Source organism: Mesorhizobium sp. M0227, assembly GCF_040321855.1.
Lineage (GTDB): Bacteria > Pseudomonadota > Alphaproteobacteria > Rhizobiales > Rhizobiaceae > Mesorhizobium.
This window is the reverse complement of sequence record NZ_JAMYSJ010000002.1, coordinates 285,607-300,603: the sequence shown is the minus strand read 5'-3', so window position 1 is coordinate 300,603 and position 14,997 is coordinate 285,607. Positions and strand designations below refer to the sequence as shown.

Annotated in this window: 17 protein-coding genes; 10 read left to right on the top strand and 7 right to left on the bottom strand. The window is 62.9% G+C overall.

Going from position 1 to position 14,997, the window contains the following annotated elements; translation table 11 throughout:
- Window position 1: 1 nt before the first annotated feature.
- The 3 genes from NKJ00_RS05015 to dapD form a co-directional block, all read right to left on the bottom strand.
- Window positions 2-379, bottom strand: a complete 378-nt coding sequence (locus tag NKJ00_RS05015) for a DUF805 domain-containing protein (RefSeq protein ID WP_023810766.1) — start codon at window positions 377-379, stop codon at window positions 2-4.
- Window positions 372-734, bottom strand: a complete 363-nt coding sequence (locus NKJ00_RS05010) for a DUF805 domain-containing protein (protein ID WP_128304182.1) — start codon at window positions 732-734, stop codon at window positions 372-374. Before NKJ00_RS05010 ends, NKJ00_RS05015 begins: the two co-directional genes overlap by 8 nt.
- Window positions 735-806: 72 nt before the next feature.
- Window positions 807-1,661 (bottom strand): 2,3,4,5-tetrahydropyridine-2,6-dicarboxylate N-succinyltransferase, encoded by an 855-nt coding sequence (gene dapD / locus NKJ00_RS05005; RefSeq protein WP_023810768.1) that lies wholly within the window; start codon window positions 1,659-1,661, stop codon window positions 807-809.
- 226 nt (window positions 1,662-1,887) lie between these two features.
- On the opposite strand from dapD, the gene NKJ00_RS05000 reads away from it, so the two are divergent.
- Window positions 1,888-2,733 (top strand): LOG family protein, encoded by an 846-nt coding sequence (locus NKJ00_RS05000; RefSeq protein WP_013528481.1) that lies wholly within the window; start codon window positions 1,888-1,890, stop codon window positions 2,731-2,733.
- An 81-nt stretch (window positions 2,734-2,814) separates the two neighbouring features.
- Here NKJ00_RS05000 and NKJ00_RS04995 read toward each other — a convergent pair whose 3' ends face one another.
- Window positions 2,815-3,540, bottom strand: a complete 726-nt coding sequence (locus NKJ00_RS04995; RefSeq protein WP_127272323.1) for a pyrimidine 5'-nucleotidase — start codon at window positions 3,538-3,540, stop codon at window positions 2,815-2,817.
- A 160-nt stretch (window positions 3,541-3,700) separates the two neighbouring features.
- On the opposite strand from NKJ00_RS04995, the gene NKJ00_RS04990 reads away from it, so the two are divergent.
- The 3 genes from NKJ00_RS04990 (at window position 3,701) to NKJ00_RS04980 (ending at window position 6,270) form a co-directional block, all read left to right on the top strand.
- Window positions 3,701-4,462 (top strand): GGDEF domain-containing protein, encoded by a 762-nt coding sequence (locus NKJ00_RS04990; RefSeq protein ID WP_023810771.1) that lies wholly within the window; start codon window positions 3,701-3,703, stop codon window positions 4,460-4,462.
- A 195-nt stretch (window positions 4,463-4,657) separates the two neighbouring features.
- Window positions 4,658-4,834, top strand: a complete 177-nt coding sequence (locus NKJ00_RS04985; RefSeq protein WP_023810772.1) for a hypothetical protein — start codon at window positions 4,658-4,660, stop codon at window positions 4,832-4,834.
- A complete protein-coding gene (locus NKJ00_RS04980) occupies window positions 4,831-6,270 on the top strand; it encodes a GMC oxidoreductase (protein ID WP_352610956.1) in 1,440 nt (479 codons plus the stop codon). The genes NKJ00_RS04985 and NKJ00_RS04980 overlap by 4 nt, the downstream gene beginning before the upstream one ends.
- A 22-nt stretch (window positions 6,271-6,292) precedes the next feature.
- Here the strand turns inward: NKJ00_RS04980 and phhA are convergent, their stop codons facing one another.
- Entirely contained in the window at window positions 6,293-7,129 is an 837-nt protein-coding gene (gene phhA / locus NKJ00_RS04975) for a phenylalanine 4-monooxygenase (protein WP_352610955.1), read from the bottom strand.
- 138 nt (window positions 7,130-7,267) lie between these two features.
- Here phhA and NKJ00_RS04970 point away from each other — a divergent pair, with 138 nt between their 5' ends.
- Window positions 7,268-7,744, top strand: coding sequence for an Lrp/AsnC family transcriptional regulator (locus NKJ00_RS04970; protein WP_128304179.1), 477 nt, complete (start codon window positions 7,268-7,270; stop codon window positions 7,742-7,744).
- Between the two features lie 116 nt (window positions 7,745-7,860).
- Window positions 7,861-9,429 (top strand): magnesium-protoporphyrin IX monomethyl ester anaerobic oxidative cyclase, encoded by a 1,569-nt coding sequence (gene bchE / locus NKJ00_RS04965; protein ID WP_352610953.1) that lies wholly within the window; start codon window positions 7,861-7,863, stop codon window positions 9,427-9,429.
- 8 nt (window positions 9,430-9,437) lie between these two features.
- On the opposite strand, the gene argB is transcribed toward bchE, so the two are convergent.
- Together argB and NKJ00_RS04955 are read right to left on the bottom strand one after the other, a co-directional pair.
- Complete coding sequence (gene argB / locus NKJ00_RS04960) at window positions 9,438-10,331, bottom strand: acetylglutamate kinase (protein WP_013528489.1); 894 nt, start codon at window positions 10,329-10,331, stop codon at window positions 9,438-9,440.
- 159 nt (window positions 10,332-10,490) lie between these two features.
- Complete coding sequence (locus NKJ00_RS04955; RefSeq protein WP_352629006.1) at window positions 10,491-11,990, bottom strand: amidase; 1,500 nt, start codon at window positions 11,988-11,990, stop codon at window positions 10,491-10,493.
- A gap of 152 nt (window positions 11,991-12,142) precedes the next feature.
- Here NKJ00_RS04955 and NKJ00_RS04950 point away from each other — a divergent pair, with 152 nt between their 5' ends.
- The 4 genes from NKJ00_RS04950 (at window position 12,143) to msrB (ending at window position 14,902) form a co-directional block, all read left to right on the top strand.
- Window positions 12,143-12,682, top strand: coding sequence for a sigma-70 family RNA polymerase sigma factor (locus NKJ00_RS04950; protein ID WP_013528490.1), 540 nt, complete (start codon window positions 12,143-12,145; stop codon window positions 12,680-12,682).
- Window positions 12,679-13,407, top strand: a complete 729-nt coding sequence (locus tag NKJ00_RS04945; RefSeq protein ID WP_023810778.1) for an anti-sigma factor — start codon at window positions 12,679-12,681, stop codon at window positions 13,405-13,407. Before NKJ00_RS04950 ends, NKJ00_RS04945 begins: the two co-directional genes overlap by 4 nt.
- Before the next feature lie 223 nt (window positions 13,408-13,630).
- Window positions 13,631-14,188, top strand: a complete 558-nt coding sequence (locus NKJ00_RS04940) for a fasciclin domain-containing protein (protein ID WP_352440603.1) — start codon at window positions 13,631-13,633, stop codon at window positions 14,186-14,188.
- Between the two features lie 210 nt (window positions 14,189-14,398).
- Window positions 14,399-14,902: a peptide-methionine (R)-S-oxide reductase MsrB gene (gene msrB / locus NKJ00_RS04935; protein WP_352553164.1), complete on the top strand. Its 504-nt coding sequence runs from the start codon at window positions 14,399-14,401 to the stop codon at window positions 14,900-14,902.
- Window positions 14,903-14,997 lie beyond the last annotated feature (95 nt).

Sequence of the window (14,997 nt, the reverse complement as noted above, 5' to 3'; positions counted from 1 at the left end):
CTCAGGATTGTTCCGGCTCGTTGGTGCGCCGGCCATAGCGGTTGGGTCCAGGCTGCCCCGGAAACAGGCACAACACAAGGAAGGCGACGATCGACACTACCGGCACGAACAGGATCAGCGCGGCAATGCCCGGCTTGTCCAAATCGTGCAGCCGCTTCACCGCCAGGGCGATGTTCGACCACAGCGAGGCGATGAAGGCGACGAAGAAGATGAACGACCACATGTTGCTCTCGGCCGAACCTTCCGGCACCAGCGTGAAGCGGTAGAGCGGGAAGGCCTGGATGATGGCGACGAGCAACCCGCCAAGAAAATAGGCCGCGCGACTGACGCGGCCCGAGGTTTTGAAGAAAAGCCAGGTGAGATCTGATCTGTCAGGCAAGCGGGTCCGGTCCATATTGATTGGCGCCCCTGGCGCCTTCGAGAATGCCGCATTCCACCAGAAACCAGATCGGGCCGATGAGCGGCACCAGCATGATCAGGCTCCACCAGCCCGACTTGCCGCGATCATGCCAGCGCTTGGCGTAGACTGCGAGTGCGAAATAGATCGAGGCCAGAGCGATGAGAATGCCGATGATGCCGATCTGGGCGCCACTGGCGGTGGTGATGCGTGTACCGAGAATCGCATCGAGAATAAAGGCAACGATGCCAATGACGATGAAAACGCCAATCGCGGCCCAGAACTTGCCACGGTTTATGCGACCATCAAAACTTGTGAGCAGATCCTTCCAGTCCATGTCACCCCTCCATGTTGAACCAGCGCGACCGATTGTCGCGCCGGCGGAAGGTGCGCTCGCTTTGCGCAAAGATCAATCGCGCAGCAATTCGTTGATCGAGGTCTTGGAGCGGGTCTTGGCGTCGACACGCTTGACGATGACGGCGCAGTAGAGGCTCGGACCTGGCTCGCCGTTAGGAAAGGACTTGCCCGGCATCGTTCCGGCGACGACGACGGAATTCGGCGGCACTTCGCCATAGAAGATCTCGCCGGTGGCGCGGTCGACGATCTTGGTCGACTGGCCGATGAAGACGCCCATGCCGAGCACCGAGCCTTCGCGCACGATGCAACCTTCGACCACTTCCGAACGCGCGCCGATGAAGCAATTGTCCTCGATGATGGTCGGACCGGCCTGCATCGGCTCCAGCACGCCGCCGATGCCGACGCCGCCGGAAAGATGCACGTTCTTGCCGATCTGGGCACAGGAGCCTACCCCGACCCAGGTGTCGATCATGGTGCCGGTATCGACATAGGCGCCGACATTGACGAAGGACGGCATCAGCACGGCGCCCGGCGCGATATAGGCCGAGCGACGCACGATCGACCCCGGCACGGCACGAAAGCCCGACTTTTCGAAATCGACAGCGCCCCAGCCATCGAACTTCGACGGCACCTTGTCCCACCACATCGCTTCGCCGGGACCACCCTTGATGATCTCCATCGGATTGAGCCGGAAGGACAACAGCACGGCCTTCTTCAGCCACTGGTTGACATGCCACTTGCCGTCGGCCTGCCGCTCGGCGACGCGGACGGCGCCGCGGTCGAGCAGGTCGAGCGCCGACTGGATGGCATCGCGCGTTTCGCCGCGCGTCGCAGTCGAAATCGCGTCGCGTTCCTCGAAGGCCTTCTCGATGGTCTTTTCGAGGCTCGCCAGATCGGGCTTCGACATGAATTCGCTCCATTACCAAGCTGTTAAGGGGCTGCGCCTTAACCTGTTTTGAAAGTCGCGCGGACCCCATGCATGCTTCGCATGCTTGGGTCTTTGCATGTAGCAGGTTCTTGTCACAAAACCGCGGGACACTTTTGCGGAACCTGCTTATGTGAAGCCTTGGTGAGGGTCAATCGCGGCTGCGTCATGGGGCGGCGCAAGTTAAGAATTTGGACGGGTAGAGCATATGACACCTATGGAAAAGGCGGGCTGGACGCCACTGCCGCATTCGGACGAGGATCTGGAGCGGTCGAAGAGTGTGCCGGACACGCCGCAGACGCGTGCCGAAACCTACCGGCTCGCCTGGAACGATCCCGACTTCATGACGCGGCGCGAGTTGCGCGCGGTCCGGCTGCAACTCGAACTCCTGAAACCGGAGATGATCCTGGCCGAACGCGGCATCCGTTCGACGGTGATCCTGTTCGGCGGCGCGCGCCTGCCGGAACCCGGCGGCGAGGCCTGGGCGGCCAAGAACGAGACGCAGAAGAAGAACCTCGAGGAAAACAGCAAATACTACGAGGAAGCGCGCAAATTCGCCCGCCTCTGCTCGCAGCAGTCGGCTACCTCCTATTACCGCGAATATGTCGTGGTGACCGGTGGCGGGCCCGGCGTGATGGAAGCGGGAAACCGCGGCGCCGACGATGTCGGCGCGCCGTCGATCGGCCTCAACATCGTCCTGCCGCACGAGCAGGCGCCGAACATCTATGTGACGCCGGAGCTCTGCTTCAACTTCCATTATTTCGCTATCCGCAAGATGCATTTCGTCATGCGCGCCAAGGCGGTCGCGGTGTTTCCGGGCGGCTTCGGCACGATGGACGAATTCTTCGAGACGCTGACCCTGATCCAGACAGGGCGCATGGAGCGGGTGCCGGTGATCCTGTTCGGCAAATCCTTCTGGAAGCGGGCGATCGATCTCGATTTCCTCGCCGAGCAAGGCACGATCAGTCCCGGTGACCAGGACATCATCGACTTCGTCGACACCGCCGATGAAGCCTGGGGGATCATCAGCCGGTTCTACAAATTAGGGGAGTAGGGGAGTGGGGAATTGAAGAACTGACGAATTGAAGAACTGGGGGAATTGATCCGTAGAGACCGTCCTTCATTCTTCAATTCTTCAATTCTTCAATTCCCCTCTTCCTTCCCCCTCCACAATCGCCGTCAGAAACCCCGCCAGATCGTCGGTGACGAAATCGACGTCGTCCTCGTTGGTCGGGTCGCGCTCCCAGATCTCGGCAAAGGTCGGCTCGAAATTGCGCGGCACGATAAGCACCGTGGTCATGCCGAGCGACTTCGGCACCGACAGGTTACGGGCAAGGTCTTCGAACATCACCGCATTGTGGCCGGTGACGGCGTGCAGTTCGGCGAACTTCTCGTAGGTCTGGCGCGCCGGCTTGGGATTGAGCCCGGCGGCGACGATGTCGAAGATGTCGTCGAAATGGTCGAGGATGCCGAGTTGGCGCGCGGTGCGCTCGGCGTGCCTGCGGTCGCCATTGGTGAAGATGAACTTGCGGCCCGGAAGCTGGCGGATGGCGGTGCCGAGAACGGGATCGGGCACCAGCCATGAATAGTCGATGTCGTGGACCTTCTCGAGGAAATCGTCGGGGTCGATGCCATGACGTGTCATCAGGCCGTTCAGCGTCGTGCCATATTCGCGGTAGAGTTCCTTCTGCAACTTGCGCGCATCGTCGCGCGGCAATGCCAACAGTTCGCCGACATAGGCGGTCATCTTGACGTCGATCTGCGAGAACAGATTCGAATGATGCGGATAGAGCGTGTTGTCGAGATCGAAGACCCAGTCGGTGACATGGGCGAAGCGGGCGGGGTCAGGGAGCGTGGTCATAGGCTCCTTATGGCATGAAACGCGCATTCCGAAAGCGACTTTATCCACAACTTCTGCTCGTTGAGGTTGCGTAAATCGCCTCACGATTCAAATTTTAGGCATCTGGGAAAGGTGGCCTTCAGGGCTTGCTGGCAGAGAGGCAGTCTTGTGGGAGCAAGCGATGAACAGCATAATTCTGAGATCCGCCGCCGTTGCTTTCGCCTCAGTCGCGGCCTCTCTCCTGCTGACCCTGATCATCGTTCCGGCCATGGGATTTCCGGTCAACCGCACGATCTGGCTGACCTCCACCCTCTGTCCGCTGGTGCTGGCGTGGGCCGCCAGCGCAAGCACTTTCTGGCAAAGCGACAGGCTGAAAAACGCGCATCGCGATCTCGCCCGCGCTCATGCCCAGCTCGCCGCCGCGCATCGCCGACTGGCGGAAAAGGCGAGCCGCGACGACATGACCGGCATGCTCAACCGGGAAAGTTTCTTTGCCGCGCTTGACGGTTCGCGCCGCAAGTCCGATCGCGGCGCGCTGCTGATCATCGACGCCGACCACTTCAAGACCATCAATGACAATTTTGGCCACCTGACCGGCGATGACGCGCTGCTTTTGATCGCCAGCGCGATCCAGCGCGGCGTGCGCAGCGGCGATGTGCTCGGCCGCATCGGCGGCGAGGAGTTCGGCGCCTTTCTGATCGGCGCCACCGAGCAGGAGGCCAAGCGCGTCGCCGAGCGCATTCGCCGCGAAGTCGAGCTGATCCGCTTCCGGCCCGTCGACGAGCGGACCATCCCGCTCACGGTCAGCATCGGCGGCACCATCTGCGGCGAGGAAGCCAGTGTGTCGGAGCTGATGCGCGCCGCCGACCGGCGCCTCTACCAGGCCAAGCACCAGGGCCGCAATCTGACGATCATCGATACCGGCATTTCCGAGGCGGCGTGATCCGATCTGCCGCAACCGGCCCGTTAAGCAAACTCTAACCCTGTTTGCACTCGGTTGTACCGCTTAGCCGGGTTTTCACTGCTTCACGGCCAGACTTGGCACGATACTGGCTTCCACGGTGATGCATGTGTCGTTCCGGGAATTGCCGTTCTGGGAACGCCCATGCAGTGCCGAAGCCCAGACGAGAAACCAGCCATGAGTTTCATCATCAAAAGAATGTCACGCCGCGCGCTCGTGCAGGCGTTGATCGCATTGCCTGCCCTGTCTTTGTTCCGCAAGCTGCCTGATGCCGATGCCGCCGATCCAGAGCCCGACCCGAACGAGATCGTCGAGGTCAATGGCTGGATCCTGAAGCGGAGCGACCTGGCATGATCTTTGACAGCTACGAGGCGTATCGCGCCGCGAACTTCACTCCAAAAGTCTGCATCCTCGGCTCCGGCCCGGCCGGCACGACGATTGCGCGCAAGCTTGGTGCGGCCGGCATTCCGGTGGTGGTGATGGAGGCCGGTCCGCGCGAATTCAGCGACGAGTCGCAGGACTTCTACCGGGGCAGCACGGTCGGGGATTTCTATTTCGATCTCGACATAACCCGGCTGCGGTTCATGGGGGGCAGTTCCAACCACTGGGCAGGCTGGTGCCGCGTCCTCGACAAGCAGGATTTCGAGCCGAAGGCCTGGGTGCCCGATACGGGCTGGCCGATCCGCCGCACCGACATCGAACCCTATCTGCCGGAAGTGCGCGACATTCTCGACCTTCCGGCCCTCCGGCCCGATATGCCGATCTCGAACGACATTCGCTGGGTGCAGCTGATCAAGAGCCCGGCCGTGCGCTTCGCCGAGAAATTCGGCGATGAACTCGACAAGGCCACGAACATCGCGGTGGTGCTCAACACTTGTGCCACCGAACTTGCCGGCGACGGCAGACGCGTGACTGGCGCCAGACTGTGGTCGAACGGGCAGGATGCCGGCTCCTTCAGCGCCGACTATTTCATCGTCTGCACCGGTGGGCTGGAGAATTCGCGGCTGCTTCTGTGGTCCAACCAGCGCTCGAACGGCGGCGTCGTGCCGAATGCGACGGCGCTTGGCCGCTACTGGATGGAGCATCCGACCTTCGAGGGCGGCAATGCCATCCTGACCGACTACAACGCGTTCGAGGTCGATGCCGTCAACGAGGCCTTCTTCTCGCCGACACTTGCCGCCATGGAGCGGCTGCAGATCATGAATTTTGGCATCCGGCTGATCGAGACGCCGTATCCCGGCGTCAAGAGCCTTATCGCCGACCTCGCCTGCACGGCGCCCGACATGGCCGAGTGGATGTCCTCCAAGCTCAGCCAGAGGCTGCGTTGCGCCGCCCAGCTCTACGTCGCCTGGGAACAGGCGCCGCTGGCATCCAACCAGATCGAGTTGTCGAAGACCGATGTCGACCACGCCGGCGTGCCGCGCATCGAGCTACACTGGAAGAAATCGGAAATGGAGCGCCGCACACTGCTCGAAGGGCTCAGATTGTTCGGCAAGACACTGATCGAGAAGAATCTCGGCCGCGTGCGCATTGCCGATTGGATCAGCAACGGCCAGGACTATCCCACCAACGACGAGACGGCGGGCCATCATCACATGGGCGGCACGCGCATGGGCACCGACGTCACCAAAAGTGTTGTCGACGCCAACTGCAAGATGCACGGCATGGACAATCTCTATGTCGGCGGCTCCTCGGTGTTCTGCACGTCAGGTCAATGCAACCCGACGACGACAATCACCGCGCTGGCCTGCCGGCTCGGCGACCATCTGAGCAAGGTGGTCACCGCCTGACGGCTGCAGGGCAACGTGCTGCCTAGAGCATCGCCGGGTCAAGCGCCGGCTGGTCCTTGCGCCGGGCGACGATCGCCTCGAAATCGGCGGTCTGGAAGGCATCGCGCAAGGCGTCGAAGGACGGCAGCACGAAATAGGCGCGCTGGAACTTGTCGATCTCGTAGCCGGTGCGCATCACCGTTTCCAGGTCGAAGGGCACGTGGTGGGCGTCCTTGCCTTCGACCGCGAACTGCAGCTCGGTAAACGACGACATCAGGCCGGCGCCAAAGGCCTTTAGCGGCTGGCCGGCCTCCTGCATCAGGCCATATTCGGCCGTGTACCAGTAGAGCCGGGAAATCATCTCGTCGCCACCCAGCGCGATGATGTCGCCGGCCTTCTCGCCATACATCTGCATGAAATCGGCGAACACCGGTTGCGACAGCGCCGGCACGTGGCCGAAGAAATCATGGAACATGTCGGGCTCGACAATGTAGTCGAGCTCCTGCCTGGTCCGCAGCCAGTTGGTGACCGGGAAGCGGCGATCGGCGAGAAGATCGAAAAACGGGGCCGCGGGAATGAGCCCCGGCACCGCGACGATCTGCCAACCGGTCAGTTTGCGCAGCTTGGCGCTGACCTCGTCGAAATCGGGAATACGGTCGAGCAGGCCGAGTTTTTCTACGCCGTCGAGATAGGAATGGTGGGCGAGCTTGCGCGTCAACTTGGTCTGGCGGTCGCACAGCGTGCGCCACACCGCCTGCTCTTCTTCGCTGTAATCGTAACCCTGCGACACGGTGAAATCGGCACGGCAGACCGAATAGTCACCGCGCAATCCTTGCGCCGCGCAGTCGCGGGCGTATTCGGCAACGCTCATCGTCGTCATGGTTTTCTCCTCGCAAATCATGAATGGCAGACGTGCCGAAAGGCTACCCGGATTTGCCGAGGGAAATCGGTTTTGATGATGGCTCGAACGGAATATTCGAGATAACATCCACTCACAAAACCCTCTCTCGGAGTGAAAATGCCTCAGTTCGACGATTTCGAGATCAAGATGCTCGATGTCCTGCAGCGCGACGGGCGCAAGCCGGTTTCCGAACTGGCGCAAGAGATCGGCCTGTCGACGACGCCGTGCGCGCGGCGTTTCGAGGCGCTGCAGGATGCCGGCATCATCAAGGGTTTTGCCGCGGTGATCAGCCGCCGCGCGGTCGGGCTGATGGTCGAGGTGTTCATCCAGGTGCGCCTGGTGAGCCACAGCGACGGCTCGCCCGAAAGCTTCATCGCCGCCGTGCAGCGCATGGACGAGGTGTCGTCGTGCTGGACGATGACTGGCGACCATGATTTCCTGCTGCATGTCATGGTGCCGTCGGTCGACGAGCTCAACGCTTTCGTCATGCACCGGCTGATGCGGCTCGACGGCGTGCGCGACGTCCACACGCAGTTGGTGCTGCAGAACATCAAGGGGCCGGGCCATGTGCCGCTCGGGCATCTCCGGAAGTGAGAATGCCTCCTTTCCTCACCCCTTAAGCAAAAGCTGCACGCAAACTGCTGAAACGGGCCAAGCGCGTGTCCACATCGCCGGCCAGCTTGCGCGGACCAACCGCCCAGAGGTCCGCAATGAAAATCGTCCTGATCAATCCACCGCACACCGCCATCGGCAGCCGCGTGCCCGACGACCACCTGCCGCCGCTCGGCCTGCTGGCGCTCGGCGGCCCGCTGATCGATGCCGGCCATGAAGTGCGGCTCGTCGATGCCGAATTCGGGCCGATGCCGCTCGACAGGGTCGTTTGCGATGCACTCGACGATCACCCCGACTTCGTCCTGATCGGCCATTCCGGCTCGACCTCGGCGCATCCGACCGCCTTGCTGATCGCTGAGCAGATCAAGCAGCGCGAACCGGCGACCATCATCATCTATGGCGGCGTTTTCCCCACCTATCATTGGCGCGACATCCTGGCCGCAACGGATACGTTCGACTTCATCGTGCGCGGCGAGGGCGAAGCGACCGTCGTGGCGCTGGTCGAGGCGCTGGAAATGCGCCAGCCACCGGCCAGCGTGGCCGGCATCGCCTATCGCGACGATCTCAGCCGTCCCGTAGCCACGCAGCCGGCCATGACCATCGCAGAACTCGATGCCTACCGCGTCGGCTGGGAGCTGATTGAGCACTCGCGGTACAGTTACTGGGGCGGCAAGCGGGCCGTGGTCATGCAGTTTTCGCGCGGCTGTCCGCATCTGTGCAACTATTGCGGCCAGCGCGGCTTCTGGACCCGCTGGCGGCATCGCGATCCCGTAAAGTTCGCCAAGGAGATCGCCTGGCTGCACCGCGAGCACGGCGTCGAGCTGATCAATCTCGCCGACGAGAATCCGACGGTCTCGAAGAAGGCCTGGCGCGTCTTCCTCGACGCCCTTATCGCCGAGAACGTGCCGGTGCTGATCGTCGGTTCGACCCGCGCCGACGACATCGTGCGCGATGCCGACATCCTGCATCTCTATCGTAAGGCCGGTGTCATCCGCTGGCTGCTCGGCATGGAAAACACCGACGAGCAGACGCTTCAATTGATCCGCAAGGGCGGCAGCACCTCATCCGACCGCGAGGCGATACGGCTGCTGCGCCTGCATGGCATCCTGTCGATGGCGACCTGGGTGGCCGGCTTCGAGGATGAGGGGTTTCGCGACCTGTGGCGCGGCTTCCGGCAGCTCATCGCCTACGACCCGGACCAGATCCAGGCACTGTATGTGACGCCGCATCGCTGGACACCGTTCTTCAGGATCGCGCGGGAGCGCAAGGTGATCCAGCAGGACGCGCGCCTGTGGGACTACAAGCACCAGGTGCTTCACATGACGCGTCTGAAGCCGTGGATGCTGTTCTTCAGCGTCAAGCTGATCGAGCTGGCTGTGCAGTCGCGGCCGAAGGCGCTGGCGCGCATCCTGTTCCACAAGGATCCCGAGCAGCGGCATTCGATGCGCTGGTACACGCAAATGGGCCGCCGCGTCTGGTTCCGCGAGGTCTGGGGCTTTCTGGTCCGCGACATCAGGGTGAAAGACGGCCCGACGCTGGCCGAATTCTGGGGCGCGCCGCAGGACGCCGAGGAGGAATCGATGTCCGTTCGACGCCCGGCCAGAAAGCCGGCCATTCCCCTCATCGGCAATATTGAAGATTCCGAGGCGAAAAAGTTAGCCGGCTGACGAGCCGCTCAGGGCACGATCAGCGTGCCGGCGCCATGTTCGGTGAACAGTTCCAGCAGCACCGCATGCGGCGTCTTGCCGTTGAGGATGACGACGCCTTCGACACCGCGTTCGATCGCTTCGATGCAGGTCTCGACCTTGGGGATCATGCCGCCCGAGACCGTGCCGTCCTTGATCAGCGCCTTGGCCTCGGCCACGGTCAGTTCGTCGATCAGCTTCTTGTTCTTGTCGAGCACACCCGGCACGTCGGTGAGGAACAGCAGGCGCGTCGCCTGGCAGGCGCCGGCAATGGCGCCGGCGAAGGTGTCGGCATTGATGTTGTAGGTGTGGCCGTCGCGTCCTGGCGCCACCGGCGCCAGCACCGGGATCATCTCGGAGCGTGCCAGAAGATCGAGCAAGGTGCGGTCGACCTCGACCGGCTCGCCGACGAAGCCGAGATCGAGCACGCGCTCGATGTTGGAGTCCGGGTCGATCATGGTCTTGCGGGCCTTTTCGGCGAACACCATGTTGCCGTCCTTGCCGCACAGGCCGATCGCCCATTCGCCCTCGGCGTTGATCAGTGCGACGATCTCCTTGTTGATCGAACCGGCCAGCACCATTTCGACGATCTCGACCGTCTTCTGGTCGGTGACGCGCAGGCCGCCCTCGAACTTCGATTCAATGCCCATCTTGGCCAGCATGGCGCCGATCTGCGGGCCGCCGCCATGGACGACGATCGGGTTGACCCCGGACTGCTTGAGCAGCGCGATGTCGCGCGCGAAGGCCTTGCCAAGCTCGATGTCGCCCATGGCATGGCCGCCATATTTCACCACGACCGTCTTGTGCTCGTAGCGCTGCATGTAGGGCAGCGCCCGCGACAACAGGGCTGCCTGCATTTCGGCGGTGGCGGTTATTTCCGTCATCGGCTTGGTTCCCGGCTTTTTATTTTAAGCATGTCGTTGTCGCAAAACCGCTGGACACTTTTGGGCGACATGCATCAGGTAAGGACGGCGGCGTCTTAGCGGGAATTGGCGTCGCCCGCAAATAGCTTTGCAGTCATATTCGAGCGCTTCACGACCTCGTCATTGTGGCGGCACCATCAGCGGCGCCCTGCGGTCCAGCCAACCCGAGATCTTCTCCATCTGCGCGGCGAGCGACAAAAGCGTCTCCTCGTCGCCCGGACGGCCGGCCGCCTGGACGCCGAGCGGCAGGCCGGCGTCAGTGACATGGACCGGCAGCGCGATCGACGGCTGGCCGCTGACATTCTGGATCGCCGGCCAATGGGTGAACCAGAGGCTCTTGTCCATCAGCTGGCCGAAGAACGGCTTCAGCTTCAGCAAGGGCGTCAGATGAAGCTTGTCGAGCAGGTTCTCGATGAGTTCGTCGGCGCCTTTCGGATCCATGGCGCCGCAGGCGAGCGGCGGGTGGGCAATGACCGGCATCAGCACGGCGTCATACCGCGCAGTCTCCGAAATCAGCCGTCGCGAGGCGGCATGCAGCCGCTGCAGGTCGGCATAGGTCTCGCCCGCCGACACCAGTTCGCCGAAGCGGGCGAGCACGCGCGTCGCCCGCTCGATGTCACCGGTAACGGAGCGCCCGACACGCAGCGCTTCGGCGCGCATCGTGCCGGCAACGGCGGAGGCAACCGTCCTGCAGAAATCGGCGAAGAAATCGCGGCCGATAAAGGGCAGGTCGATCTCTTCGACCGTGTGGCCGCCCTCGCGGGCAAGCGCCACCGCCGTGTCGAGCGCCTTGAGCGTCTCGTCCGAGATCGGCAGGCCAAGCGGCGATTTGCGGTACACGGCCAGGCTGAGCTTGCCGGGATCGCGCGCGGCGGCAGCCGCGAACGTGCCTTTCGGCGGCGGCGCGGCATAGGGCGACAGAGGATCGGGGCCGTGGATGAGGTCGAGCAGCAGCGCGCAATCGCGCACCGAACGGGTGAGCGCATGGTCGACGACCATGCCGTACCAGCTTTCGCTCACCAGCGGCGTCAGCGGTGTGCGGCCGCGCGACGTTTTCAGGCCGACAAGCCCGGTGCAGGCGGCAGGCACGCGGATCGAGCCGCCGCCATCGGAGGCATGCGCCACCGGCACGACGCCGGCTGCGACCAAGGCTGCCGAACCGCCCGAAGAGCCGCCGCTGGTATGGCCGGTGTTCCACGGATTGCGGGTGATGCCAAAGGCCCTGGATTCGGTCATCAATCGAAGCCCGTGCTCCGGCGATGTCGAGGTGACGATCGGGATAAGCCCGGCAGCGAGATAGCGGTCGGTCAGCACCGAATTGACATCGGCCAGCCATGCCGGAATGCGGCTGCCGCCATGCGTCGGCACGCCCTTGATGGCGATGCCGAGATCCTTGATGGCGAAGGGAACACCGGCCAGCGGCAGCGAGCGGTCGATGGTCTTGGCGCGGGCCCGGGCGGCATCGTAGAGCGGTTCGGCCGTGGCATTGATGTCGGGACGGGTGGCCTCGGCGCGGGCAATCGCGGTGTCCGTCAGCTCGACGGCCGAAACGTCGCCCTTGCGGACCAGATTGGCGAGGCCCGTGGCATCTTCTTCCCAAAGGATCCGTTCGACCGACATGCGCGCTCCCCCATCACTGAGGGCAAGCTAGCCAGTGGCGATTCCATTGGCAATCGGTGGACGGATCCGGGCCGGCGACACACAAAAGCTTAGGCGTGCACAAGATTATTTCCGCCGTTGCAAATACATCGCAATCGCCTAACTTGCCTGCAATGACGCCGCAGGACATCACCAAGCTGATCGTTCGGACTTCGATGAAGGATCGGGCCGCGTTCGATCTGCTTTACCGGCAGACCAGCGCGAAACTTTTTGGCGTCTGCCTTCGTGTCTTGAACGACCGGGGAGACGCGGAAGAAGCGCTGCAGGAAGTCTTCGTCAAGATATGGACGAAGGCGGATCGTTTTGCGGTCTCCGATCTAAGCCCGATCTCCTGGCTGGTGGCAATCGCGCGCAACCATGCGATCGATCGCATACGAGCGCGACGCAAGCCCGCCGCCGACATCGATGCCGCGCTCGACGTGGCCGATCCGGCGCCGGGGCCTGAAGCGATGGCGGTGGCGGGCGACGAATCCGAACGTATCCACCATTGTCTCGATGAGTTGGAGAAGGACCGGGCAGCCGCCGTCCGGGGCGCCTATCTCAAGGGCGAGAGCTATGCCGAACTGGCGGAGCGCCATGGCGTGCCGCTGAACACGATGCGGACATGGCTGCGCCGCAGCCTGTTGAAACTCAGAGAATGTCTGGAAAGATGACGCTGGCAGAAGACACAGGACCGGAACGTGGAGGCGACGACCTGCTCGCCGCCGAATACGTTCTCGGCGTGCTCGATGCCGACGAACGCCAGATCGTCTCCCGCCGCATCGATGCGGATACGGTTTTCGCTCGTCTTGTCGAGAGTTGGGAGGTCAGTCTCTCACCGCTTGCCGCCGCCTATCGGGAAGTCGAGCCGTCGGTTTCGGTGAAGACCGCTGTCGACCGCCGCCTGTTCGCCAACGCTGCCGCCGTGACCACGCCCGCCGAATCGCGCGGCGGCCTGTGGTCCAGCCTGGCCTTCTGGCGCGGCCTTGCCGCGGCCGCGGCTGCGGCACTGGCGATTTACATCGCCGTGCCAGTCCTCAACCCCCCGGTCGAGCAGCCGCAGGCGCGCCTCGTCGCTTCGCTGGCCGCCGAAGGCAGCGACGTCAGATATCTCGCCGTCTATGATGCCGCGCATCACGAAATCGGCCTGTCGCATGTCTCCGGTGAGCGTGCTTCCGGCAAGGACTTCGAGCTGTGGATGATCGAGGGCAAGAACCCGCCGGTGTCGATGGGCGTCATTCCGGCCGGCGCTACGGCGCACATTGTCGTCTCGCCGGCGGCCCAGCAGAAGCTTGCCCAGGGCGCGGTGCTTGCCGTCAGCCTCGAGCCGTCAGGCGGTTCGCCGACCGGACAGCCGACCGGACCGGTAGTCGCCGCCGGCGACCTGAAGAGCATCTGACCGGCTCCGCGCGCTTGAAAAATCACAAAAGACTATCATAAGTCTATCCCTCACTGAACATGCCCATAGACAGCATGTCGGCCGCGACCGATTGCTTGGGAAATCCGCCGGGCGCGTTAGATAAAATAAAAAATCACGATATTTCTGAAACTCGGGCGATTTTGTCCCGTATCTCCTCGCGTCCCCAAAAATGGGAAGAGAAAAACCCGAGGAGTTCGACATCATGCGTAGATACGTCACCCTTTTGCTCGCCGGTACGATCGCCGTTTCGGCCCTTGCCACCGCCGCCTATGCCGAAAACCCGATGGTTGGCGGCGCCGCGATGTTTGCCGACAAGAACATCGTCGAGAACGCCGTGAACTCGAAGGACCACACCACGCTGGTCGCCGCCGTGAAGGCCGCCGGCCTTGTCGAGACGCTACAGGGCGCCGGTCCGTTCACCGTGTTCGCTCCGACCAACGAGGCCTTCGCAGCCCTTCCGGCCGGGACGGTCGAGACGCTGCTCAAGCCTGAAAACAAGGACAAGCTCACCAAGATCCTGACCTGCCATGTCATCGGTGCCAAGGCGATGGGGGCGGACGTGGCCTCGATGGCCAAGGCTGACGGCGGCACCCACAAGGTCAAGACGGCCGGCGGCTGCGAGCTGTCGCTCAAGGCTGACGGCGGCAAGGTCACCGTCACAGACGAGAACGGCAATGTCGCCAATGTGACGATCGCCGATGTCGAACAGTCCAATGGCGTCATCCACGTCATCGACAAGGTTCTTTTGCCGAAGATGTAACAAGGGGCTTGCTGCCGGCGAACTGGCAGCAAGGGCCCTCCGTCGATTGCACGATCCCGCTCTGTGCTCCGCAATTGACCCGCGCACTCCGCGCCTCCCACATTCGGATGTGGGCGGGCGCGGAGTGTTCGTTCGAGGGGCTTCCGTCACCGGCTTTTGATTTCCGCGCGACGGTATAGTTTGGCAAAAGGACATCAGGAGGAACTGGTCATGAACCGTCGCGACTTTCTTTTGAGCGGTGCCGCCGCCATCGGCGTCGTCGGGATCGCGGCAACGATGCTGCGCATGGGCGATCCGCAGGCAGCACAGGCCGCCGAAAAATTCGAAGTCACCAAGACCGACGCCGAGTGGAAAGCCATCCTGTCGCCTGCCGCCTTCAACGTGCTGCGCAAGGAAGGCACGGAGTATCCCGGCACCAGCCCGCTGCTCAACGAACACCGCAAGGGCATCTTCGCCTGTGCCGGCTGCGACCTGCCGCTCTATTCGTCGGAGACGAAATTCGATTCCGGCACCGGCTGGCCGAGCTTCTGGCAAGAGATCCCCAAGGCTATCGGCACGACCGTGGACCGCTCGCTCGGCATGACGCGCACCGAGGCGCATTGCCGCCGCTGCGGCGGCCATCTCGGCCATGTCTTCGACGACGGTCCGGCGCCGACCGGGCTGCGCCACTGCATCAACGGCGTCGCGCTGACCTTCAAGCCCGCCACAGCCTGACAAATTCCAACTGGATATGAAAAACTCCGGGCTTGCGGGCCCGGAGTTTTTTGCGCGGTCAGAGCTTTTTCAGGCGTGGACTGGAGGAGCTTCCC